The 21,972-nt window shown below is 56.5% G+C and carries 21 protein-coding genes; 10 read left to right on the forward strand and 11 right to left on the reverse strand.

The features are described 5' to 3' along the window. Positions 1 to 2 precede the first annotated feature (2 nt). The 4 genes from tauA to ABLV66_RS19930 form a co-directional block, all read right to left on the reverse strand. Positions 3 to 965 carry a taurine ABC transporter substrate-binding protein gene (tauA, locus tag ABLV66_RS19915; protein WP_348876140.1) on the reverse strand — a complete coding sequence of 321 codons (963 nt, stop codon included), beginning with the start codon at positions 963 to 965 and terminating at the stop codon, positions 3 to 5. 256 nt (positions 966 to 1,221) lie between these two features. Continuing rightward, positions 1,222 to 2,154 carry a homocysteine S-methyltransferase gene (gene mmuM / locus ABLV66_RS19920; protein ID WP_047078673.1) on the reverse strand — a complete coding sequence of 311 codons (933 nt, stop codon included), beginning with the start codon at positions 2,152 to 2,154 and terminating at the stop codon, positions 1,222 to 1,224. Then, entirely contained in the window at positions 2,141 to 3,550 is a 1,410-nt protein-coding gene (mmuP, locus tag ABLV66_RS19925; protein WP_047045994.1) for an S-methylmethionine permease, read from the reverse strand. Before mmuP ends, mmuM begins: the two co-directional genes overlap by 14 nt. A 229-nt stretch (positions 3,551 to 3,779) precedes the next feature. Further along, positions 3,780 to 3,956 (reverse strand): hypothetical protein, encoded by a 177-nt coding sequence (locus ABLV66_RS19930; protein WP_015368101.1) that lies wholly within the window; start codon positions 3,954 to 3,956, stop codon positions 3,780 to 3,782. 280 nt (positions 3,957 to 4,236) lie between these two features. On the opposite strand from ABLV66_RS19930, the gene ABLV66_RS19935 reads away from it, so the two are divergent. The 4 genes from ABLV66_RS19935 to ABLV66_RS19950 are packed head-to-tail and all read left to right on the forward strand — an operon-like array spanning position 4,237 to position 7,313. Then, positions 4,237 to 5,046, forward strand: coding sequence for an ABC transporter substrate-binding protein (locus tag ABLV66_RS19935; protein ID WP_370429554.1), 810 nt, complete (start codon positions 4,237 to 4,239; stop codon positions 5,044 to 5,046). 5 nt (positions 5,047 to 5,051) lie between these two features. Next, on the forward strand, positions 5,052 to 5,870 hold the full coding sequence (locus ABLV66_RS19940) for an amino acid ABC transporter ATP-binding protein (protein WP_015368099.1): 819 nt from the start codon (positions 5,052 to 5,054) through the stop codon (positions 5,868 to 5,870). Further along, complete coding sequence (locus tag ABLV66_RS19945) at positions 5,867 to 6,619, forward strand: amino acid ABC transporter permease (protein ID WP_213317077.1); 753 nt, start codon at positions 5,867 to 5,869, stop codon at positions 6,617 to 6,619. The genes ABLV66_RS19940 and ABLV66_RS19945 overlap by 4 nt, the downstream gene beginning before the upstream one ends. After that, entirely contained in the window at positions 6,609 to 7,313 is a 705-nt protein-coding gene (locus ABLV66_RS19950) for an amino acid ABC transporter permease (RefSeq protein WP_045391012.1), read from the forward strand. The genes ABLV66_RS19945 and ABLV66_RS19950 overlap by 11 nt, the downstream gene beginning before the upstream one ends. Here ABLV66_RS19950 and ABLV66_RS19955 read toward each other — a convergent pair. Beyond that, positions 7,273 to 8,181 carry a LysR substrate-binding domain-containing protein gene (locus tag ABLV66_RS19955; protein WP_045391015.1) on the reverse strand — a complete coding sequence of 303 codons (909 nt, stop codon included), beginning with the start codon at positions 8,179 to 8,181 and terminating at the stop codon, positions 7,273 to 7,275. The two genes, ABLV66_RS19950 and ABLV66_RS19955, sit on opposite strands and share 41 nt — an antisense overlap. A gap of 134 nt (positions 8,182 to 8,315) precedes the next feature. Between ABLV66_RS19955 and ABLV66_RS19960 the strand changes: the two genes are divergently transcribed. Together ABLV66_RS19960 and ABLV66_RS19965 are read left to right on the forward strand one after the other, a co-directional pair. Next, on the forward strand, positions 8,316 to 9,509 hold the full coding sequence (locus tag ABLV66_RS19960) for an MFS transporter (RefSeq protein ID WP_045391018.1): 1,194 nt from the start codon (positions 8,316 to 8,318) through the stop codon (positions 9,507 to 9,509). 11 nt (positions 9,510 to 9,520) lie between these two features. After that, positions 9,521 to 10,702, forward strand: a complete 1,182-nt coding sequence (locus ABLV66_RS19965; protein WP_348876141.1) for an amidohydrolase — start codon at positions 9,521 to 9,523, stop codon at positions 10,700 to 10,702. Between the two features lie 17 nt (positions 10,703 to 10,719). On the opposite strand, the gene ABLV66_RS19970 is transcribed toward ABLV66_RS19965, so the two are convergent. The 6 genes from ABLV66_RS19970 to ecpR are packed head-to-tail and all read right to left on the reverse strand — an operon-like array spanning position 10,720 to position 17,487. Continuing rightward, entirely contained in the window at positions 10,720 to 11,415 is a 696-nt protein-coding gene (locus tag ABLV66_RS19970) for a fimbrial biogenesis chaperone (protein WP_015704522.1), read from the reverse strand. Beyond that, positions 11,384 to 12,976: a fimbrial adhesin EcpD gene (ecpD, locus tag ABLV66_RS19975; protein ID WP_227505038.1), complete on the reverse strand. Its 1,593-nt coding sequence runs from the start codon at positions 12,974 to 12,976 to the stop codon at positions 11,384 to 11,386. Before ecpD ends, ABLV66_RS19970 begins: the two co-directional genes overlap by 32 nt. A gap of 43 nt (positions 12,977 to 13,019) precedes the next feature. Next, positions 13,020 to 15,545 carry a fimbrial biogenesis outer membrane usher protein gene (locus ABLV66_RS19980; RefSeq protein WP_047046010.1) on the reverse strand — a complete coding sequence of 842 codons (2,526 nt, stop codon included), beginning with the start codon at positions 15,543 to 15,545 and terminating at the stop codon, positions 13,020 to 13,022. A gap of 25 nt (positions 15,546 to 15,570) precedes the next feature. Continuing rightward, the gene (locus tag ABLV66_RS19985; RefSeq protein WP_045391028.1) at positions 15,571 to 16,239 is read right to left on the reverse strand and encodes an EcpB family pilus assembly chaperone; all 669 of its coding nucleotides are present in this window, start codon (positions 16,237 to 16,239) and stop codon (positions 15,571 to 15,573) included. Between the two features lie 57 nt (positions 16,240 to 16,296). Then, on the reverse strand, positions 16,297 to 16,884 hold the full coding sequence (gene ecpA, locus ABLV66_RS19990) for a common pilus major fimbrillin subunit EcpA (protein WP_047046013.1): 588 nt from the start codon (positions 16,882 to 16,884) through the stop codon (positions 16,297 to 16,299). Between the two features lie 60 nt (positions 16,885 to 16,944). Beyond that, complete coding sequence (gene ecpR / locus ABLV66_RS19995) at positions 16,945 to 17,487, reverse strand: ECP biosynthesis operon DNA-binding transcriptional regulator EcpR (RefSeq protein ID WP_047046016.1); 543 nt, start codon at positions 17,485 to 17,487, stop codon at positions 16,945 to 16,947. An 804-nt stretch (positions 17,488 to 18,291) separates the two neighbouring features. Between ecpR and phnC the strand changes: the two genes are divergently transcribed. The 4 genes from phnC (at position 18,292) to phnE (ABLV66_RS20015) (ending at position 21,931) form a co-directional block, all read left to right on the forward strand. Continuing rightward, a complete protein-coding gene (gene phnC, locus ABLV66_RS20000) occupies positions 18,292 to 19,134 on the forward strand; it encodes a phosphonate ABC transporter ATP-binding protein (protein WP_045391032.1) in 843 nt (280 codons plus the stop codon). A gap of 32 nt (positions 19,135 to 19,166) precedes the next feature. Continuing rightward, a complete protein-coding gene (gene phnD, locus ABLV66_RS20005) occupies positions 19,167 to 20,108 on the forward strand; it encodes a phosphonate ABC transporter substrate-binding protein (RefSeq protein WP_015368085.1) in 942 nt (313 codons plus the stop codon). A gap of 69 nt (positions 20,109 to 20,177) precedes the next feature. Next, positions 20,178 to 21,050, forward strand: a complete 873-nt coding sequence (phnE, locus tag ABLV66_RS20010) for a phosphonate ABC transporter, permease protein PhnE (RefSeq protein WP_045391034.1) — start codon at positions 20,178 to 20,180, stop codon at positions 21,048 to 21,050. Beyond that, a complete protein-coding gene (phnE, locus tag ABLV66_RS20015) occupies positions 21,047 to 21,931 on the forward strand; it encodes a phosphonate ABC transporter, permease protein PhnE (protein ID WP_316423057.1) in 885 nt (294 codons plus the stop codon). Before phnE (ABLV66_RS20010) ends, phnE (ABLV66_RS20015) begins: the two co-directional genes overlap by 4 nt. Positions 21,932 to 21,972 lie beyond the last annotated feature (41 nt).

Genomic DNA, 21,972 nt, shown 5'->3' on the forward strand with positions numbered 1-21,972 from the left:
TTTTATTTCACGAAACGGTCGGTAACGAACTGGCTATAATCGGTTCCTGCGGCCGGCACTTTGCCCTGCTCTTTGAGGAATTTCGCGGTATCGATAATCGCCTGGTTCACCGGGCCGTTAAGCTCCTGCGCCTGCTGGGCGGCGGTAAGATAGGTATTGCCTTTGACTAACACCGGCACATCCGCCTCCGGCACGCCGCTCAGTCGCGACAGCTTGCTGAGATTTTCCGGCTGCTTCAGCCACGCCTCCGGGTTGGCGATATAGGGCTGCTGCGCGTCGATGGCGCTTTTAGCGAAAGCTTTCACGATTTCCGGATGCTGCTCGGCAAAGTCTTTACGCACAACCCATACATCCAGCGTCGGCGCGCCCCATTGCCCCACCTGCGCAGAGTCGGTCAGCACCTTGCCCTCTTTTTCCAGTTCGTTAACGGCTGGTGCCCACACGTAAGCGCCATCGATATCGCCGCGCTGCCAGGCAGCGATAATCGCCGGCGGCTGCAGGTTGATAATCTGCACCTGGCCCGGTTTGATTCCCCAATGTTTCAGCGCGGAAAGCAGGCTGTAGTGGGTGGTCGAAATAAACGGTACCGCAATGCGTTTGCCAATCAGATCTTCCGGCTTAGTGATATCTTTCTTCACCACCAGCGCTTCGGAATTACCGAGCTTTGAGGCCAGCAGGAACACTTCAATCGGTACCTGCTGAGTGGTGGCCACCGCCAGCGGGCTGGAACCGAGGTTGCCGATTTGTACATCGCCTGAGGCCAGCGCGCGTACGATGCTGGAGCCGCTGTCGAATTTACGCCAGTCAACGGTGGCGCCGCTGGCTTTGGCGAAGGTGTTGTCCGCCTGGGCGACTTTCGCCGGTTCGGCGGAGGTTTGATAGGCGACGGTGACGTTAACCGCCTGCGCCTGGAAGGCAGCGAAAGCCAGCGCCGCCAGAAGAGTAATTCGCGATGTGAATGCCATAGTGTCTGCTTCCCCTTAGTTGTTATGGGTGCAGTATTTCCGGCATCAGCGTGGAGATGAAGTAATTAAAAATTCTGCCTAATAGCGAATCGTTTTTAGAAGAAAAGCGGGATTAGATAGTTAAAAACAGGGATTAAAGAAATGGGTTCCCCCGGCTCGCGCTGCGCTTAGCCGGGCTACCAAAAGTTGCGGATGTTGTCGTTGTAGCCCGGATCAGGCGCGGAGCGCCGCCATCCGGGGGAAAGAAATACAGGTGTTAGCGGCCCGCCGCCAGCGCGGCGATATCCTGCGGCGTGGTGCGACAGCAGCCGCCAATCAGCCTGGCGCCAGCCGCCAGCCACTGCGGCAAATAGGCCGCGAGCGTCGCGCAGGCTTCGCCGTGATGATGCCAGGTCTTGGTCAGCGCATCATAGTGCTCGCCGGAGTTAGGATAGACCACCAGCGGCAGCGACGTCAGGCTGTGCAGATGCTGCAGCGCGGCGGTGGTATTTTCCAGCGCGATACAGTTAATCCCCAGCGCCAGCACCTGCGGATTATCGGCCAATACCGCAACAACCTCGCGCAGCGGCGTACCGTCGCTGAGATGTTCGGCGTCGCGCAGGGTCAACGAGAACCAGACGCGGGCGCGCGGGTAGTCACGCAGCAGCGCCACCAGCGCCGTGATTTCGGCAAACGACGGCAATGTTTCACAGGCCAGCAGATCCGCCCCGGCATCCAGCAGCGCTTCGACGCGCGGACGGTGGAATGCCTGAAACGCCTCCGCGCTGCGCTGATAATCGCCGCGATACTCAGAGCCATCCGCCAGATACGCGCCATACGGCCCGACCGACCCGGCCACCAGCAGCGTTCCCGCCTGCGGGTTTTCCGCCAGATACGCCTCGCGGGCTTTACGCGCCAGCTCGACGCTTTTACCTATCAACGCCTTCGACTGCGCCTCATCCAGTCCGCGGGCGGCAAAGCCTGCCGGTGTTGCCTGATAGCTGGCGGTGATCGCCACCTGTGCGCCAGCGCGGAAATAGTCGAGATGCACATCGCGGATCAGCTGCGGGTTCTCCAGCAGTACCTTCGCCGACCATAAACTATCGGCCAGATTGCAGCCGCGCGCTTCCAGTTCCGTCGCCATCGCGCCATCCAGCAGCACGAACGGTTGCGTTTCAAGGATGGCGGTTAGCGGATTATTCTGCGGCATGTTGCGGCTCCTGAGTTAATTTCCGTGTACGAGTCAGATAGTAAGCACCATAACATAGCGCGACGAACGGGATCCCGCACCACAGCGCAATACGCTGGCTTGGGTCAAAGGCCAGCCCCACGCAGGCCACCAGGCAAAGTACAAAACCCAGCGCCGGCACCAGCGGATACCACGGCGCGCGATAGTGCAGCTCGCTTAACGCTTTGCCCTGTTGCAGATGGCGGCGGCGGAAGACAAAATGCGATGCGCAGATGCTCAGCCATACCGCGACCACCGCAAAACCGGAAATCGCCGACAGCGCAACAAACACCGTATCCGGCGCGACTACGCTGGAAAACAGCGCCAGCACGCCGCCCAGCATGCTCACCGTCAGCGCGGTTAGCGGCACGCCGCGTTTATTCACTTTGGCAAAGCAGGCTGGCAACGTCTTCTCATTTGATAGCGACCACAGCATCCGTCCGGAGGCATACAGGCCCGAGTTGGCCGCCGACAAAATCGCGGTCAGGATCACGAAGTTAAAAATATCCGCCGCGTAAGGAATACCGACCTTTTCAAACACCAGTACGAACGGGCTTTTTTCCACCCCCGCCTGCTGCATCGGGATTAGCGCGGCGAGCACGAAAACGGTACCGATAAAGAAAATAATCAGCCGGGCAATAGTGGTGCGGATCGCGACCGGTATCACCTGATGCGGGTTTTGCGTCTCACCGGCGGCAATACCGATAAGTTCGGTGCCCGAGAAAGCGAAGTTCACCGCCACCATGGTCATCAGGATCGGCAAGCCGCCATGAGGGAACCAGCCTTCGGCGGTGATGTTATGCAGCCCTGGCGCCGGTGAACCGTCGGTCAGCGGAATAAAGCCGAAGATGGCCGCGCCGCCGAGAATAATAAAAGCAATGATGGTGATCACTTTGACCAGCGAGAACCAAAATTCGCCTTCGGCAAAGAAGCGGGTAGAGATAACATTCAGGGCGAAAATCACCGCGCAGAAAATCACGCACCAGACCCACACCGGCACCTGCGGGAACCAGTACTGCATACAGAAGCCGGCGGCGGTAAAGCTCGAGCCGAGCGCCACGGTCCAGGTCAGCCAGTAGAGCCACGCCACGGTATAGCCGGTCGCCGGGCCGAGATAACGCGCGGCATACACGTGAAAGGCGCCGGTTTCCGGCATCGCCACCGACAGTTCGCCAAGACACTGCATCACCAGCCAGACCACTAGCGCGCCAATCAGATACGCCAGCAGCGTGCCCGCCGCGCCGGTGGTCGAGATAATATAGCCGGTATTGAAGAATAACCCTGTGCCAATGACGCCGCCCAGCGAGAGCATAATCAGGTGGCGCGTTTTCATGGTGCGCTTAAGTTGCCCACCTTGTTGTTGTGATGTTGTTTGCATATTGCCTTCTTTATGTATGGACGTCTAAACATCCAAATGAAGGTCATTTATACCGTGACGGCGGGGAAATTGCAAAACGGGGAAGGGAAAAAACAGGGAGAACAGGAGTAGGAGCCTGGGTTTAAAGCTGCTTGGGCTGCGGAGCCTCTCCTTTTTACCGCAACCGCAAGCAGCCTTCTGCTACACAGAGCACACCTCGTTCCAGTAGGCTTCGCGCGTCCAGCGCCGCTCAGTATGTTTTGTCATGGCGAAACCACCGGGTTTCCACGTTGCCGAGATCCACGCCATACAGGCTGGCGACCGGCAAGATCGCCTCCATCATCCGTTGACCATCTTGCTGCCCGGCTTCTCCGTTAGATAAAAAAGCCAGCCAGCCGGTAATCCGTTGCCACAGCGCTACTTTCATTTCTCCTCCATCGGTCGGGTTTGCGTTGTTGTTATTTCAACCACAATCGCCGACGGGCGGGAAATATCAATTCCGAATTTGTAATCCTGGAAGATGCATATTCGCCGCTGCGCTTCGGTGACTAACCCCTTCCTGTAAAAGCGATTTGGTTAACAGCAATATCCCCATTTTTATTAAGAGATTTTGGTTATAGATAAGAATTTTTTCTTCTTTGCCGGACGAGGCGGTTTTGTGGGAGCGTGATAAACACAAAACAAAACAGGGATTCAGGGGAATGATGATGCATAAAACTTATACCAAAATCGCTTTTGCGCTGGGCGCGCTGCTGTTGACCGCCCAGGTTCAGGCTGACCAGTTAGCCGATATCAAAGCCGCCGGGGTGGTGAAGGTCGCCACCTTCGACGCTAACCCGCCGTTTGGTTCCGTGGATGCCAAAACCCATCAACTGGTGGGTTACGACGTCGATTTCGCGCAGGCGCTGGCGAAATCTCTTGGCGTCAAGCTTGAGCTGGTGGCCACTAACCCGGCTAACCGTATTCCGCTGCTGCAGTCCGGTAAGGCTGACCTGATCGTCGCCGATATCACCATTACCCCGGAGCGCGCGCAGGTAATTGATTTCTCAACGCCCTACTTTGTAACCGGACAGCAGTTCCTGGTTCCGGCTAAGTCGCCGGATAAACTGGATGACTACAGCAAAGCGCGCATCGGCGCGGTAAAAGGCACCACCGGCGAACAGGCGCTGCACCAGCGCTTCCCGCAGTCGCGGGTGCTCTCCTATGACGATATTCCATTGGCGCTGACCGCCCTGCGAAACGGCAACGTGCAGGCGATTACCCAGGACAGCACCATTCTCGCCGGGCTGCTGGCGGGCGCGCCGGATAAAGCCAACTTTAAAATTCTGCCGGATTTGCTGAGCAAAGAAGAGATTGGCGTCGGCGTGAAAAAAGGCGAACCGGCGCTGCTGAAAGCGGTAAACGACGAGCTGGTTAAGCTGGAAAAATCCGGCCAGGCGGCGAAAATCTACGACACCTGGTTTGGCCCTGGCACCGCCTCTCCGCAGCCGCGCGCCTTTACCATAGAAGCGAAATAACCCTGATGTTTTCCGCCTTATTTTCACGCTCCGCGGCTTCAGCCGCGGATTTCTCGCATCTGCAGCAGGCCAGTATTACCTTTCGCGACGTGGTTAAACGCTACGGCGATCATCAGGTACTTAACGGCGTTAATTTAACGGTCAATCCCGGCGAAGTGGTGGCGATCCTCGGGCCATCAGGATCGGGTAAATCAACGCTGATCCGCCTGATCAACCAGCTTGAATCGTTAAGCGGCGGCGAGATCCTCATCGATGGCAAACCGACCCGCCGCCTGACCGGCAGCGCGCTGCGCCAATTGCGCAGCCGGGTCGGCTTCGTTTTTCAACAGTTCAATCTCTACGCTCACCTGACGGCGCAGGAGAATATTACCCTCGCGCTGGAGCGCGTGCACGGCTGGCAACACGATGCCGCCCAAAAGCGGGCGCTGGAATTACTCACCCAGGTCGGTCTCACGGATAAAGCGCGGCAGATGCCCGCTCAGCTCTCCGGCGGCCAACAGCAGCGCGTCGCCATCGCCCGCGCCCTTGCCTCCTCGCCGCAAATCATCCTGTTTGATGAACCAACCTCGGCGCTGGATCCTGAGATGATCGGCGAAGTGCTGCAGGTGATGAAAGCCCTGGCCCACAGCGGTATCACCATGGTGGTGGTCACTCACGAGATGCAGTTTGCCCGCGAAATCGCCGATCGGGTGGTGTTTATCGACGGTGGCGAAATCCTCGAAACCGCGCCGCCGGCGGAATTTTTCGCCCGCCCGCAGCATGCGCGTACCCGCCGTTTTCTGCAGAAGGTGCTCGACCCGCTGCATCAGGAGAGCATTGAGTGATGGCGATACTCGACTGGCATGGCGTGCTCAGCGGGCAGCCGCTACAGTGGATAATCTCCGGCTTCCTGACCACCGTCTGGGTCAGCTTCGCCGGGATACTGCTGGCCACCGCGCTGGCGGTGCTGCTGCTGGCCCTGCGTCTCGGCGGCGGACGCCCCGGCCGCTGGCTGGTGGCGGCGTGGGTATCGCTGTTTCGCAATACACCGCTGCTGGTTCAACTGCTGTTCTGGTACTTCGCCGCCTGGAACCTGCTGCCGCTGGCGGCGCGCGATTTTATCAACGACTCCCATAGCTGGTCGATTCTACCGGGCGACGTCTGGTGGCTGACGCCGGAATTTCTCTGCTCAATGTGGGGGCTCGGCGTATTTACCTCGGCATTTCTGGTGGAAGAGATTGCCGCCGGACTGCGCGCCGTCAGCCACGGCCAGCGCGAAGCGGCGCTGTCGCAGGGATTTAGCCCGTGGGGTGAATTACGTTTTATTCTGCTGCCGCAGGGGCTGGCCAACGCCTGGCAGCCGATTGTCGGCCAGTACCTGAACCTGATGAAACTCTCTTCGCTGGCCAGCGGTATTGGTTTTGCCGAGCTCACCTACCAGGTACGGCAAATCGAGAGCTATAACGCCCACGCGCTGGAGGCCTTTGCTATCGGCACAGTGCTGTATCTGGCGCTGGGTATTGTTATGGGACTGGCGCTGACGCGCTTCGGTCCGGGATATCGTCAGCCACGGAGCGCACAACATGAACGCTAACCTCGCGGTGATCGCCGACAACCTTGATTATCTGCTGTGGGGACGACTGGCGGAAGGCCAGCCCGGCGGCGTGGCGCTCACCTTGTTGATGGCCATCGGCGCGACCGCGCTGGCGCTACCGGGTGGTATTCTGCTGGCCTGCGCCGCCTGGCGCTACGGCGGAGCGGTCCGTCGTCTGCTGTTCCTGTGGGCGGAAATTATTCGCGGTATCCCGCTGATCTTCGTTATTTTCTGGCTGTGGTATCTGCTGCCGATGCTGACCGGCGGCGATCTGCCGGGCGCGGTGACGGTCACGCTGGCGCTGGCGTGGTTCACCGCCGCCTCGGTGATGCACTCGGTGCTGGCGGGGCTGCGCGCCCTGCCCGGCGGCCAGCATGAAGCGGCGCTGACGCAGGGATTCGCCCCCGGCCAGACGCTACGCTTAATCCTGCTGCCGCAGGCGCTGCGCAACGTCCAGCCGTCGCTGGTCGGCATTTTTATCGGCCTGCTGAAAGACACCTCGCTGGCGTTTATCGTCAACGTGCCTGAACTCACCACCGTCGCCGGGCAGGTCAATAACCGGGTGCAAATCTACCCGCTGGCGATATTCGTCTTTACCGGCGCGGTTTACTATTTACTGTGCTGCGCCCTCAGCCAGCTGGCGAGCCGCCGTTTTACCAGGCGTAGCGCTGACAGGCGCTTCGCAGCCGATTGAGAAACAGCCGGGCATTGGCGGTGAGCGCCGATTTTTGCGACCATACCGCGCAATACTGCGCCGCCGGGAGCGTGGATACCGGCAGCGTGACCAGCTTATCGCCAAGCTGCAGCGGCTGGCTCATGGCGCGCGCGACGATGGTCAGATAATCGGATTCCAGTACCATCTGCAAGCCGACTATCACCGAGTCGGTGCGTAGCGGGGTAATCGACACCTGGCGATAAAAATGAATCAGCTCGTTTTGTAGCTGCTGGTAGTAGCCCATCGGCGACTCCGGCAGCAGCCAGCGGGCTTTACGCAGCGCCAGCAGATCGCTTTCGTGCGCCAGCGGATGCCCCTTGCGCGCGATAACGCAGAACGGCGCGGTAAACAGCGGTTCCAGCATCACCCCTTCCGGCGGATGCATCGGGTCGACCGATCCGATCGCCAGGTCAATCTCTCCGCTGCGGACGCCCGGCAGCAGCGACGAAAGCTGCCCCTCTTTCACCGTCATCTGTACCTGCGGCAGCGCCTGCTTAAATCCTTCGGCCACCTGCGGAAACACCGTCAGGGCAATCAGCGACGAAAAGCCGACCGTCAGCCTACCGTGGGTGACATGGTTTATCTGTTCCACCTCGTCCGCCGCGCGCCGCAGCTCCTCCAGCACCCACTCCGCGCGCTGTAAGAAAGCGATTCCCGCTTCGGTCAGGGCGACGCCTTCTTTGCTGCGCAGAAAAAGTTGCGTGCCGAGGATTTGCTCCAGCTCACGTAATGTCCGGCTCAGCGCCGGCTGCGATTGCCCCAGTTCACGCGCCGCTGAGCGGATGCTGCCGCTACGCGCCACCTGCCGTAGCGCCTGCAGCTGGTTTAATTTGGGAAGATATTTCACCGCTCACCCCTATCAGAAAAAAGCATCACCTATAGAAAAATTATATCTTCCCGCCGCGCGGGTAAAGCCTGAGGATGCAGTGGGGGGATTCCCCACGACAACACATGCAACCATGAGACACCGGGCGGAAAAAAATGAAAAGTCAGTCTCAGATGATCTTCTTACTGTTTATCGGCTACGTGGTCGTTTACATCGACAAAACCGTCACCGGCTTCGCGCTGCTGCCTATCGAAAAGGAGTTCGGGCTTAACGCCGAGCAGTTGGGCTACATTACCGGCATCTTTTTTCTCGCCTATTCGCTGTTTCAGGTTCCGGCGGGCTGGCTTAACGATCGCATTGGCTACAAAACCATGCTGGTGCTGTCGCTGGCGGCGCTGGGGATCTTCGCGCTGTGCTTCGGCCTGCTGGGAGCGAGCTTCGGCCTGCTGCTGCTGTTCCGCTTTCTGTCGGGCGTCGGCCACTCCGGCTATCCCTGTTCCTGCGCCAAGGCGGTGGTAAGCAACTTCACTCTTGAACAACGTACCTTCGCCCAATCGATATTGCTGTCGTCAGCGGGACTGGCGATGACCATTGGGCCGATTATCGCTGTTAACGCGCTGGCGCTGCTCGGCTGGCATCTGTCGTTCACCGTACTGGGGATCGTTGCCTGCGCTATCGCCCTACTGATCGCCCTGCGCGTGCCGCGCCGACAGCCGACGGCGGTGGTCGCGAAACAGAGCGCCGCTGGCGCCGCCCTGTGGCGTAACCCCACGGTTATCCTGCTCTTTCTGGCTATCTTTTGCGTCAATATTCCCAGCTATGGCCTGATGGCCTGGCTGCCGAAGTTTTTTGTTCAGAGTATGGGAATGTCGCTTTCTGCATCCGGCTACGTGGTGGCCGCGGGGGGGCTGGGGATCTGGATCTCATCGCTCGGTACCGGCTGGCTGGTGGGTAAATATTTTCTTAATCGCGAACCGCTGGTGATTGCCATCAGCGCGCTAATCAGCGCCGTGGCGATCTTCGCCATCTTCCACGCCCGGACGCCGCTTATCGCCAGCCTGCTGCTGTTTATCGGCGAAATTTTCCTGATGTCGACCTTCGTCACCGCCTTTACCCTGCCGATGAAGCGCCTGCCGGAAAATATGATGGGCTCGGCCATTGGTCTGATTAATACCGGTGGTACCCTCGGCGGCTTTGTCTCGCCGATCGTCATTGGCTATCTGGTGGAGAAAACCCACGGTTACGCCAGCGCTTTCCTGTTTCTTTCACTGGCGATGGTTTGCTCCGCGCTGGCGGTGCTGCCGCTCATGAAACGTAAAACCGTCGTCAGTCAGCCCGTTATTGATTGAAGGAGTCACTGATGCAACACGCCACTGAACAATTCATTTCCGCCGCGGCCGAGGAAGCGCTGCGCTGGCGTCGCCATATCCACGCCCATCCGGATCTGTCGTTTAACGAGAAGCCGACCGCCGATTATATCGCCCGCGAGCTGGCGCTATTTTCCGGCCTCGAGATAAGCCGCCCGCTGGAAAATAGCGTGATTGCCGTGCTGCGCGGCGCGCATCCTGGGCCAATGTGGGCGCTGCGCGCCGATATCGATGCCCTGCCGCTACAGGAAGAGAGCGGTGAAGCATTCTGCTCAACGAAGCCCGGCGTAATGCACGCCTGCGGTCACGACGCGCATACCGCGATGCTGATGGGGGCGGCGAAAGTCTTGTGCCAGCTTCGCGAACAGCTGCACGGCAGCATTAAATTCATCTTCCAGCCAGCGGAAGAGGTGCCGCCGGGCGGCGCGCGTGAGCTGGTTGAACTGGGCGTGGTTGACGACGTTGAACATATTTTCGGCCTGCATGTTTTCCCCACCAGCCCGGTTGGCGTGATAACCCTGAAAGAGGGAGTGTACGTCGCCTCCAGCGATAACTTTGATATCACCATTCGCGGCAAAGGCGGCCACGGCTCTATGCCGCAGCACTGTATCGATCCGGTGACCATCGGCGCGGAAGTGGTCGGCGCGCTGCAGCAGATCGTCGCCCGCAATATCGATCCGGGCAACGCGCCGGTGCTGACTATCGCCACTTTTCAGGCCGGCGATAGCTATAACGTGATCCCCGACAGCGCGCGTCTGGCCGGGACGCTGCGTACCCATAGCCAGCAGGTGCGCGAGGCGGTACCGCCGCTGATGGCGCGGATTATCGACGGCATCACCGCCGCCCACGGCGCCAGCTACGAAATCAAATGGCAGCAGGGCTATGCGGTAGGAAACAACCACGACGCCACCAATCATATCGCCCGTGAAGCCATAGCTCGTCACTTCCCGGCAGGCACGCTACAGCTGCAGGATAAGGCGCTATTCGGCAGCGAGGATTTCTCCTCCTATCAGGAAAAAGTACCGGGTACCTTCCTGTTTATCGGCTGCGGCAATGCGCAAAAAGGGGCGACGTGGAACGTGCACAACCCGCATTTTCGCATCGACGAAGATGCGCTGGCGGTCGGCATTAAAACCCATATCGCGCTGGTGAGTCAGTTGCTGAACGAGGAATAAATCAGGCGATTGCCCGGCTATTTCACCGGGCAATCATTGCTGATTTTAATAAATTTCTCGTTATAGATGATGTAGTGGTTGCCGGGCTTACGCAGCGACGGCTGGCGAACGACATCGCCGGGGCGCAAATACCAGGCGTCACCTTCCTCTTCCGTGGTGTCGCATCCCGGTTTGATCAGCAGCTTAAACCAGGTATTGCCGGTATTACTGACGCTCCCCGCCGCTTTATCGAACGCCCATTTGAACTGAACCTGCCGCGGGCGTACCACCAGAATGGTATCCATCACCACCACCGGCTCCATGCTGATCTGCCCGCCCGCCGGGGCGCGCATCACCAGGTTGCGGGTGGGAATTTCACGAAACGAGACCCGATAGTAGCGTTCGCGGTTATCCTTCGGCCCGTGATAATAGAACTTAAAATATTCGCTTTCGCCCGCCTGCAGCGTCAGCTGGCGCGGGGCGAACAGCAGTTCGCCGTCCGCCGGGCGGGCACGAACCTCATGGCCGCCGGGCCGGTCGATACCCACCACCGACACCCGATACAGCCGCGCGCTTTTATTGTTGTTGATAACCCTCTTCGCCGCAAACTCAGCGTCAGAGGCCAACGAAAAGGTCAGATTACCGACAGAAATCGCCTGCGCCAGCGGCGCGGCCAGCAGCCACAGGCTCGCCAGCGTCAGCTTAATTAATGTTACGCCACGTCGCCTGGACATGAATCTCTCCTGAAGCGCTGACCTCGCCAAACCAGCCGTTGTCGGTGATGGTGCGCAGCGAGATAGGATCGTCCATAGCAATCGAGAAGCGCACCGTTGTTTTATCCATCTGCCCCACATCGCCGGAAATATCAGTCCACGGCGTGGTCAGCCATAGCGCATCGGTCATGTCGTGCCAGCTATCGTCGCAGCCGGCGTCGTAACTTTTCGTCGCCCCGCTTTGGGTAATGAAAGAGAGCGACGCCGGAAACGGCACCTGCGCGGTACCGTCCGCCGAGCTAAACAGGCAATACGAGCGCCCGCTAATCGCCTGTGACGGGCCGGTCACTTTAATCAACACCTCATCGGCGGCGGTTTTGCCGCTGGTGGTGACGATGTAGCCGAAATCCAGCGCCGGTTCGCCGCTGCCGACGTAACCCTCACGCGTAGGCGCCGAGGTGTACTCATCGGAGATAATGCTGATGCTGAAATCACGCGGTTTGATAATCAGGCTATTGGATGTCGAGAATTCATACCAGCCGGATTCCGGCGAAGTGGTGTTATAAAAACGGAAGTTAAACAGATCTTTGGTGTTAATGTCGCTAATGCCCAACGCCACCATCTGCTTGAAAAAGTTACTGGAGAAAAAGACATAGATAGAATCAGAGCTCTTCATCTCGTTAAAAGTGTAATACTGCAGAATGCCGTTGACCGGTTTCCATGAGTTACCATCAAGACTGAACTGCATATCGTAGTTACCTACCGCCGATGCCAACGCAGAGTTACTGATAGCCGGGAAAATGTGAATCGAGCTGTTGCTTAATCCATTAGTTTGCAGCGTATAGTTAACCATTTTGCAGCTTAAACCGGAGCGAGAACCAATCGTTTGTGTACGGCAATCGGCATTGCCTTCACCCAGCGTGGGCACGCCGTCGCTGTTGATAAACACTTCCGCCAGTGAGTGGGTGTTTATCAGGCGTAAGTGCCCCGCTTTGGTATGGGTTACGTCGCGGATATACCAGGTACCTGACGCCTGATCTTTACAACGCTCGCCTTTGCTCGCATCGTAAGCGACCGATGTCTGGCAGGAATTAATCGTCATCGTAAAACTACCGCCGATCGGCATCTGCTGCAGGTATTGATAAAAGGCATCGGACATCATCCCGTGACGCCATTTCGTCCCGCTCCCCGTTGAGACGCCGTAAAATCCATTAGCATCTGTTGACTGGGGTAAAATCAGGCTGGTTGCCAGATCGCATCCCGAGTACCAGTTAATACACCGTAAACCCAGTAAAGGGTGAGAGACCGGCGCATTATCCAGCCACATATCAAACCGGTAATTAGCGGAGATCCCATGGTTGTGACCATCATCGATATAACCCAGACTGACCTGACGGTACGCGGTATCGCCAGAACCGGTTGATTTTAATCCGGTCCAGCGGTTTGAGCCGGTCAGACGGGGATCCAACGCGCCGCCAGGGGTGACAAAGAAGTTGTCATCAGAGTTGTTCTCGACAAAGACAAATTCGCGCGCCGGAGCAGCGGCTTCAGAATATTTTGTCACCGCCGCCTTAGCGTTCATCGCTAGCGGCGCAATCGTCAGCGTCGCCAAAGCGAGTAGCCACTTAGCTTTCATTACCTTCTCCTGTCTGCTGCACCGCCGCCCATGAAGAGAGACCGCTGCATACCACGTCCCCTACCCACACCGCGCCGCGCGCCTGGCTGAGCTCCAGCGCCACTTCACAGGTTTTATTTCCGCCGTAGCTAAAATCGATGGTGGGATATTTTTTATCGACATCCATGACAAATTCACCGTTCTCATCGGTACGGGTGCGCCCGATATGGTTATTAATGCGCGCGTTCGCCAACAGCGTGCCGTCTTCGGCGCGGATGCGCCCGGAGACGGTGACCATCTGCTTCACTTCCGGCTCGATCACCGCCACGTTACCGGGATAAAGCGTCAGGTGGCTCTTACGGCCGCTGACAATGTCGTAGCTGTCGATCGAGTTTTTACTGTTCTGCAGTTCGACTTCATAGCGGCTGTACGGCGACAGCGGCAGGTAGTTGCGTTTACCGCTGAGCTGCACGATGCGCCCGTTAACCTTAGCGCTGAGCTTGCCGTCGTCTTCCAGCCCGGTATTGAAGATCACTCCGGCGTTGCCGTCGGTTCGCCCGCTGGCGGCGATGTTTTTCCCCTGCCAGCCGACGCTGCCGCTGGCGGTCAGGTTGGTGTTCACGTAGCCGTCGGCGCCGCTGTTAACGTTCAGTGTGCCGTTGGTGTAGCGCGTTTCGAACTGCGTATAAGCGCCGCCGCTTAAGGTTTTGTCGTCGCCGGTATCGCCGGAAATCGCCCGCGAAATATTGGCGCCGACGGTTCGAATCGCCCCTTCATTAAACTGCTTACGCGCCGAAATGTTGGCCATGGTATAGCCGTTCTGATGGGTCATCCCGGCGCTGAACCAGTTGCCCAGCGGCAGTGATAAATCGAGGGCGATATATTTCCCGGTGTTGGCGTTGCTATCGCCGTTGTTATAGCGCTGTAAGCCCGCGCGCAGGCCTAGCGAGCCAAAAGAGCCGCTATAAATCGTCTGGTAATAATCCGCCGTGTAGTAATGGCTGTTGTAACGGCGGTCATCGTTGTAGCTGATGCTGAAAGTGCCTAGTTTTGACCACAGGGCGTTCAGGTTCAGCGTGCCGCCGATCGCCCGGTTATCGGCATCGCTGCGGCGCAGCTTATCGCCGATAACGGTCTTTTCCTGGTTAATCCACAGCGAGCTAAAGCCGCCGGGCAAGGTGGCGCTAACGCTGCCGATACTGCTCCAGGAGCTGTCGCTGGCCAGCATGTTTTGCAGGTTGATATTCACCGCCTCGGTTAGCGGTAGCGTAATGCGCGTTTCGCCGACGGCGTTGCTATCGTAGCCGTAGCCGGTGGCCGCCCAACTGAGCGTACTCAGCGATCCGGAAGCCGACGCCCCCGCCAGCCAGCTCTCTTTCGCCGGCTGCGTCTTTTTGCCGCTTTCCGACCAGCGGTCCATATGGAAACTGCCGCCCCATATTTGCCAGGCCAGCGGCGCGCCCGCGCCGCGTCCGCGAGTAAACAGCTTGTTGACGCGTTGGGTGCGTTTGCTGACCACTCTTCCGTTGACGATAACTTCGACGTCAACGTCGTAAATACCGTACGGCAGGCCTCGGGTATCAACTTCATGATTCCCCATGACGAAGTTCTGCACGCTTAACAGGCGCCCGTCGCGCATCAGGTGGACCTCGCCTGCCGCCGGTAAGAATGCCACCACCGGCGTCGCCGACTGGCTGTTGTCAAATACCGTAGAGCTGGCCTGGTTTCCCCACGACGCGCCGTAGATTTTACCGGCCGAAATCGCGGTCATCGGCCCCAGCGATTGTAAGTTCCAGGTATCCAGCATCCCGCCGGCAAAACGGTGCCCGGCGAAGTCGCGCTCGTACATCGCTTTATACAGTTCATTGTCCTGGTGGCTGGTGCCGATACCGTACAGCGAGCCGTCGAGCACCACGTGATGCTCGCGCAGCGCGCTAACGCTATTGAGTGACAGATAGCTGGAGGTATTGCTGCCGCCGCTACGCATCTGGTTGTTGTAGACCCCGAGGTTATAGGTGAGGTTATTACTGAAAGTTTTAACGCTCGACTGGCCAATATCCTCGCTGCGCGACCGCAGTACGGTTCCCAGCGCCTCACGTTTCACCACCAGTTGCAGCAGCAGCTGGCGCAGACTAAGTTGCAGCTGCGCGGCATCGGTTAAGGGGATCTTCAGCGCGTCGTTGAAAGCCTCATTGGATAAACGGCTGAGCTGTTGACGCGTCTCGTCGCTGACGCGAGCGTTGTCATCGCCCTCTTCAAGGGTGATTTGCCGGACCCGCAGCACATCGCCATCAAGCCAGATATACGCGGCGCCGATACGCTGATCGTTTTGATTATCGCGGCTGCCTTCAAGATGAATAAACAGAGGAATGCTCATGCCGTCCTGCAAAGCCTGGCTGAAAGCCTGCGGGATAATCACGCCGCCGATTTGCTGCACGCGCTCGGCGGCCATGCTGTCGCTATAAGGCGCCAGCAAAAGAACCATGCCGGAGGCAAGTAGCGCGTTCAGTCCAGGGGTGATCCGTCGTAAAGGCATAGTCTTAATCCATCAGCACACATGTCTATTTCACGGGAACAAACTGCTCGCCCTGCCAGAGCGCGACCCGTCCTTTTTTGTCAGCAATATTGACGCGCGTGAAGCGACGCGATTTCCCCGGCATCAGGTAGTAGTTTTCTTTGCACTCTTTGCCATCGGCGATTTTCAGACACGGGCCGTAGGCGATAATGCGCAGGGTGGCGTTACCGGTATTGGTCAGCGTGTCGCCGGCAAACTGATAGCGAAAATTAGCCTGACGCGGCGCCACCACCAGAATGGTGCCGATGCGGGCTGAAGCGGTGGCCACGGCGCTGCGCTGGGAGCCATTGCGCTGGGCATCGCTTAAGGCCTGATCGAACCAGACAATGCGGTAGTAGCGCTCTTTATCATCCGCCGGACCTTTGTAGAAAAAGCGCACCACTTCACTGGCCTTTGCAGGCAACAACAAACTGGCGGGAGTCAGCAGGATTTCGTCCTGTTTATCCATCGGGATAACCTTGCCGCCTTCCAGCGGTGAAGAGAGACGTTCCAGATGAATGTTGATTAAGCGGCCGCTATCGGTGGTATTTTTGATCTCTTTACTTAGCGTGCTGCTGCCGCTGTTCATAAAGGAAGAGATATCGCCGACATCCAGCGCCAGCGCCGGATTCGCCAGCCCCAGCAGCAGGCCAATGGCCAGAAGATGTTTTTTCATAAGCGTTCAGTCCTTGAAGAGGCAGGGGGAGTCCCCCTGCCCGGTGCTACGAGAAAATCAGCTGGTCCAGGTGGCGTCGAACTGCACGCTCACGTCACCGCTCCAGATCCCTTCCGGCAGCGTGCTGTAATCGGTTACCGCGGTGGCGCCGTCGGTGGTACCGCTGATGATGGAGAAGTTAAAGCCGTCCTGCGCGGTGGTGCGGCCTGCGGTGTTGTAGCCGTTAGACAGCGCGCTGAGGTTGCCGCCCAGCACGCCGTTAGCGGTGTCGATCATAATGGTGTCAGCAGTCTTCTCTACCGCGACGCCGTTATAATCCACGCCCACGCTCAGCGTTGAGCCGGAGGTATCCAGCTGGGTCAGCGTGTTAGTGATAAGACGTGAAGTCAGTTTGAAGGCAGTCGCCGTGGTATCGCCTTCAACCGCAACATCAAACAGACCTTTTTGTGAGTTAAAGCCCTTAATCCCTTCGGCATACTGGAAAGCCAGGCTGCCAAGCGGGGTAACAACCAGTTTGCTTGAAGTGTCTTTTTTCGCGGTTGCAGACCAGGTAGCCACGGCCTGAGCAGTAACATCAGCAGCCTGAGCAACACCCATTCCAGCAAACGCCGTTACCAGAGCAATAGCAATAACCTTTTTTTTCATAGCTTTTTCATCCTGAGTTTAATTAAGGACAAGTCGTCCCGGTGTACCACTAAATAAACGTTACATAACTAATTTATAAATTTTCGAATACAGCTTGGCCTCAGCATTTCGCCGATGGGTGTAAATAGTTTTCACACTGCAATTTTCAATTCTGGCGATAGATTTCGGATGCATTCCCTGGGCCGTCATTCTGATCACCGTCATTTCCCGGTCAGTAATTTTTTCTTTCTTAATATCTTTGCGCAGAAACCGTCCATTAATTACATAGGCCAGTTCTTTTCTTATATCGCGCGCGAGGTCGACATACACCACGCCGCGAATATCACCGTTGTAATACCAATAATTGGCTAACGCTTCTGACTTTCTCGCGGCAATCAAAATGATTTGTTTGCCCTTGGCCTTAGCTAACCAGTCGTTGTCATAGCGAATAAAGTAATTTAATGCATTAGTACTCAGATTGATAAACAAAAAGTCCTTACATATTTTATCCAATGACAAATAAAGAAGCTCTTCAATGTCTAAAATGAGTTCCGATAAGCCTTTTAAAAAATAAGTATCATGTGCTGGCCAAATACACTTATCAAGGGAGCATTGATCGTCCATATACTGTTTATCCTCTTCATCCTGGAAATACTACCTTTCACCCCATTGCCGATAGCCAGGCCTGCAGAGTCTAAACCTGCAATTAACCCCTGTTGAAATTATTTATAATAAAATACCAGCGCCATTATTTAATCATTAATAATGCCGAAATTATTTATCGATTTATATTTTTTGTTGGATTCAAATTTAGGTTTTTTCTGATTAAGTGTCAACAAGCAGGATGTGAAGCTAATTCTCATTTATGTCAATTTTTTGCTTTTTGGCGAAATCCTATTTTTTGCTCAAAAACAAAAAACATTTAATTTCATGTGGTTATTGATCGAAAATTCCTACAATCCTAATCGGTTATTATATAGTCCAGGATCATAACCCTATTTCATTAGGAATATTCTTAATAGATAAGATAAATGACGTTGCGAAAAATCTTAATAACACACAAAAGTAAGAATATAATACCATAAAATAGCAAATTATAAGACGATCAACTCAATCATAAGCTGCATGAATGGTTTTAAGCACCGCACAAAATGCCTAAACATAAACAAAAAAACCGCTTGCAGAGGACTATTAATCCCATGAAAGAATGATATCTAAGAGAATGAGATTAGTTCTCATATTTCTTTCTTATTTGCTCTCATTTTCATTAGTGTAGCCCATCACGCTATGTTTGCCGCTGGCATGTTTCTTTTACCTTGCAGATAAGCGTTTCATCACGCTTTCATTATTTTTTCGCCTTACCGTCATCGAAAGTTCACACAAAACGCGATTAATAGTGACCAGTTTATGACGAACCAGGACACTCTTATGAACAGCTCTCTTGCCGCGGTGGCGGAAACCGAATTTTCGCTAATTACGCCCATCGCCCCAACCCGGCAGCGGAAAGTCTTAAGCGTGCGCAACCTGAGTAAATCTTATAATGCGCAGCAAACCGTTCTCGATAACATCAGCTTTGACCTCCATGCCGGCGAGCTGGTGGGAGTGATTGGCCGCTCGGGAGCCGGGAAATCCACCCTGCTGCATGTCCTGAACGGCACTCACAGCGCCACCGGCGGTGAAATTCTCAGCTTTCCGGAAGTCGGTATGCCGCATGATGTTTCACGCCTGAAAGGACGCGCGCTCAATGCCTGGCGCAGCGAGTGCGGGATGATTTTCCAGGATTTCTGCCTCGTACCGCGTCTTGATGTGCTGACTAACGTACTGCTCGGTCGCCTGAGTCAGACCTCAACCCTGAAGTCGCTGTTTAAGGTTTTCCCCGACGCCGACCGGGCACGCGCCATCTCTCTTCTCGAGTGGATGAATATGTTGCCGCACGCCCTACAGCGGGCGGAAAACCTCTCCGGCGGCCAGATGCAGCGCGTAGCGATTTGCCGCGCCCTGATGCAAAACCCCGGGATCCTGCTGGCGGATGAACCCGTCGCCTCGCTCGATCCCAAAAACACCCAGCGAATTATGAACGTACTGCGGGAAATCAGCGGCCAGGGGATTAGCGTGATGGTCAACCTGCATTCGGTCGAACTGGTCAAAGAGTACTGCACGCGGGTGATTGGCGTCGCCAAAGGCCGCATCATTTTCGACGATCATCCCGCACGGCTGACTCAGGATGTTCTGCATCAGCTGTATGGCGATGAAATTAGCCAGTTGCATTAATTTCCTTTAGTTAAAAACACACGGGCAAAATAATGAACAAACATATTAATGGCGCAGTTCGTTTATCCGCAGCAATCGCAGCTCTGTTACTGACGTGGCAAGCGAGCGCCGCTGAACAGCCGAAGGAATTAAATCTGGGGATCCTCGGCGGTCAAAACGCCACGCAGCAAATTGGCGATAACCAGTGCGTGAAACAGTTTCTTGATAAAGAGCTGAAGGTCGATACCAAATTACGTAACTCATCCGATTATTCTGGCGTCATTCAGGGACTGCTGGGCGGTAAAGTCGATGTCGTATTAAGTATGTCGCCTTCTTCTTATGCCTCGGTCTATATCAATAACCCGAAAGCCGTCGATATTGTCGGTATCGCCGTTGATGATAAAGATCAGTCCCGCGGCTACCACTCGGTGGTCATCGTCAAAGCTGACAGCCCGTATAAAACGCTGGACGATTTAAAAGGCAAAGCTTTTGGCTTCGCCGACCCGGATTCCACTTCCGGTTATTTAATTCCGAACCACGCCTTTAAACAGAAATTCGGCGGCGACGCGGACAATAAATACAATAACTTCTTCTCCAGCGTCACCTTCTCCGGCGGCCACGAGCAGGACATTCTCGGCGTACTGAACGGCCAGTTTGCCGGCGCGGTCACCTGGACCTCAATGGTCGGCGACTACAACAGCGGCTACAGCGTGGGCGCTTTCAATCGCCTGATTCGCATGGATCATCCGGATCTGATGAAGCAAATCCGGATTATCTGGCAATCGCCGCTGATCCCGAACGGCCCGATCCTCGTGAGCAATGCGCTGCCGGCGGACTTCAAAGCCAAAGTCGTCACCGCGCTTAAAAAACTGGATACCGACGATCACGCCTGTTTTGTGAAAGCGATGGGCGGAACCCAGCACATCGGCCCGGGCAGCGTGGCCGATTTCCAGCAGATCATTGATATGAAACGCGAGCTGGTTAGCGCGCGTTAATCCCGCACCGATGCCGCCGCCCGCAAGTCAATGCGGACGGCGACGCTACGTTAAAGACCTTTTCGCCGCATGAATAATACCTATACCGAATTCGAACGTTACTACCAGCAGGTCAGGACGCGGCAAAAGCGCGATACCTTCGGCTGGTCGCTGGTGCTGCTGGCGCTCTACTTTGCCGCCGGGCACGCCGCCGAGTTTAATCTGTTCACCATCTGGCGTTCTCTGCCAAACTTTCTCGACTATATGTTCGAGACGCTGCCGACGCTGCATCCGGGCGTTCTGTTAGCCGATTCACATACCAAAGGCTCGCTGGCGTACTGGGGCTATCGCCTGCCGATTCAGCTACCGCTGATTTGGGAGACGCTGCAGCTGGCGCTGGCTTCCACGCTGGTGGCGGTCGCGGTAGCGACCATACTGGCTTTCCTCGCCGCCAATAATGCCTGGTCACCCGCGCCGCTACGCTTCGCCGTTCGCGTGCTGGTAGCCTTTTTACGCACCATGCCAGAGCTGGCCTGGGCGGTCATTTTCGTCATGGCGTTCGGTATCGGGGCGATCCCCGGTTTTCTGGCGCTGATGCTGCATACGGTTGGCAGCCTGACCAAACTGTTCTATGAAGCGGTGGAAAGCGCGCAGGATAAACCGGTGCGCGGGCTGGCGGCCTGCGGAGCATCGGCGCTGCAGAAGGTGCGCTTTGCCCTGTGGCCGCAGGTGAAACCGATTTTTCTCTCCTACGGCTTCATGCGCCTTGAGATTAACTTCCGCTCATCCACCATTCTTGGTCTGGTGGGCGCCGGCGGGATCGGCCAGGAGCTGATGACCAACATTAAGCTCGATCGTTACGATCAGGTCAGCATGACGCTGCTGCTGATCATTATTGTGGTGTCGCTGCTGGATATGCTTTCCGGCCGCCTGCGCCAGTGGGTTCTGGAGGGGAAAAAATGAGTCAATGGCAACATCAACCGGATATCGCCACCAGCCGCCGCCAGCATCAGGCGCTGTATAAGACCCAGGGGCGATACCTGCGCTATGTCGGCCTGCTGGCGCTGGCGAGCGTACTTTATTACGCCTGGTTCTTTATGCAGTTCGGTATTAGCAGCGAACAACTGGCGACCGGTCTACAGCAGATGGGACGCTATCTGCTACGGATGTTCGTCTGGCACGACTTCTGGAACTGGCCGTTTGCCTATTACTTCACGCAAATCGCCATTACGCTTGCTATCGTCTTCGCCGGGACGATTACCGCGACGGTCATCGCGCTGTTGCTGTCATTCCTGGCCGCGCGCAATATTATGCGCGGCGTGATTCCCGGCATTATCGCCATGTTGATGCGCCGCTTGTTCGACATGCTGCGCGGTATCGATATGGCTATCTGGGGTCTCATTTTCGTGCGCGCCGTAGGGCTTGGGCCGCTGGCCGGGGTACTGGCGATTATTATGCAGGATACCGGCCTGCTGGGCCGCCTGTATGCTGAAGGCCACGAGGCGGTAGACCGTTCGCCTGGCCGCGGCCTCACCGCCGTCGGCGCTAATGGTCTGCAGAAACACCGCTTCGGCATTTTCACCCAGTCGTTCCCGACTTTCCTGGCGCTGAGTTTATATCAGATTGAATCCAATACCCGTTCCGCCGCGGTGTTAGGTTTTGTCGGCGCGGGCGGGATTGGCCTTATCTACGCGGAAAATATGCGTTTGTGGAACTGGGACGTGGTGATGTTTATTACCCTGTTGCTGGTGGCGGTGGTCATGGTGATGGATACCCTCTCCGCCTGGCTACGCCGCCGTTATATTGGCGGCAACGTGGTGCCGTTGTATCAAAGTCAGCAATAACCCCCTCCCCCGGTGGCGCTGCGCTTACCGGGGCTACGAAT

The sequence above is a fragment of the Klebsiella sp. CN_Kp073 genome (assembly GCF_040065495.2).
Classification (GTDB): domain Bacteria; phylum Pseudomonadota; class Gammaproteobacteria; order Enterobacterales; family Enterobacteriaceae; genus Klebsiella; species Klebsiella aerogenes.

Coding starts and splice junctions, on each gene's coding strand:
- tauA (WP_348876140.1), bottom strand. CDS start 965: ATGGCATTCACATCGCGAATTACTCTTCTGGCGGCGCTGGCTTTCGCT.
- mmuM (WP_047078673.1), bottom strand. CDS start 2,154: ATGCCGCAGAATAATCCGCTAACCGCCATCCTTGAAACGCAACCGTTC.
- mmuP (WP_047045994.1), bottom strand. CDS start 3,550: ATGCAAACAACATCACAACAACAAGGTGGGCAACTTAAGCGCACCATG.
- ABLV66_RS19930 (WP_015368101.1), bottom strand. CDS start 3,956: ATGAAAGTAGCGCTGTGGCAACGGATTACCGGCTGGCTGGCTTTTTTA.
- ABLV66_RS19935 (WP_370429554.1), top strand. CDS start 4,237: ATGCATAAAACTTATACCAAAATCGCTTTTGCGCTGGGCGCGCTGCTG.
- ABLV66_RS19940 (WP_015368099.1), top strand. CDS start 5,052: ATGTTTTCCGCCTTATTTTCACGCTCCGCGGCTTCAGCCGCGGATTTC.
- ABLV66_RS19950 (WP_045391012.1), top strand. CDS start 6,609: ATGAACGCTAACCTCGCGGTGATCGCCGACAACCTTGATTATCTGCTG.
- ABLV66_RS19960 (WP_045391018.1), top strand. CDS start 8,316: ATGAAAAGTCAGTCTCAGATGATCTTCTTACTGTTTATCGGCTACGTG.
- ABLV66_RS19965 (WP_348876141.1), top strand. CDS start 9,521: ATGCAACACGCCACTGAACAATTCATTTCCGCCGCGGCCGAGGAAGCG.
- ABLV66_RS19970 (WP_015704522.1), bottom strand. CDS start 11,415: ATGTCCAGGCGACGTGGCGTAACATTAATTAAGCTGACGCTGGCGAGC.
- ecpD (WP_227505038.1), bottom strand. CDS start 12,976: ATGAACGCTAAGGCGGCGGTGACAAAATATTCTGAAGCCGCTGCTCCG.
- ABLV66_RS19980 (WP_047046010.1), bottom strand. CDS start 15,545: ATGCCTTTACGACGGATCACCCCTGGACTGAACGCGCTACTTGCCTCC.
- ABLV66_RS19985 (WP_045391028.1), bottom strand. CDS start 16,239: ATGAAAAAACATCTTCTGGCCATTGGCCTGCTGCTGGGGCTGGCGAAT.
- ecpA (WP_047046013.1), bottom strand. CDS start 16,884: ATGAAAAAAAAGGTTATTGCTATTGCTCTGGTAACGGCGTTTGCTGGA.
- ecpR (WP_047046016.1), bottom strand. CDS start 17,487: ATGGACGATCAATGCTCCCTTGATAAGTGTATTTGGCCAGCACATGAT.
- phnC (WP_045391032.1), top strand. CDS start 18,292: ATGAACAGCTCTCTTGCCGCGGTGGCGGAAACCGAATTTTCGCTAATT.
- phnD (WP_015368085.1), top strand. CDS start 19,167: ATGAACAAACATATTAATGGCGCAGTTCGTTTATCCGCAGCAATCGCA.
- phnE (WP_045391034.1), top strand. CDS start 20,178: ATGAATAATACCTATACCGAATTCGAACGTTACTACCAGCAGGTCAGG.
- phnE (WP_316423057.1), top strand. CDS start 21,047: ATGAGTCAATGGCAACATCAACCGGATATCGCCACCAGCCGCCGCCAG.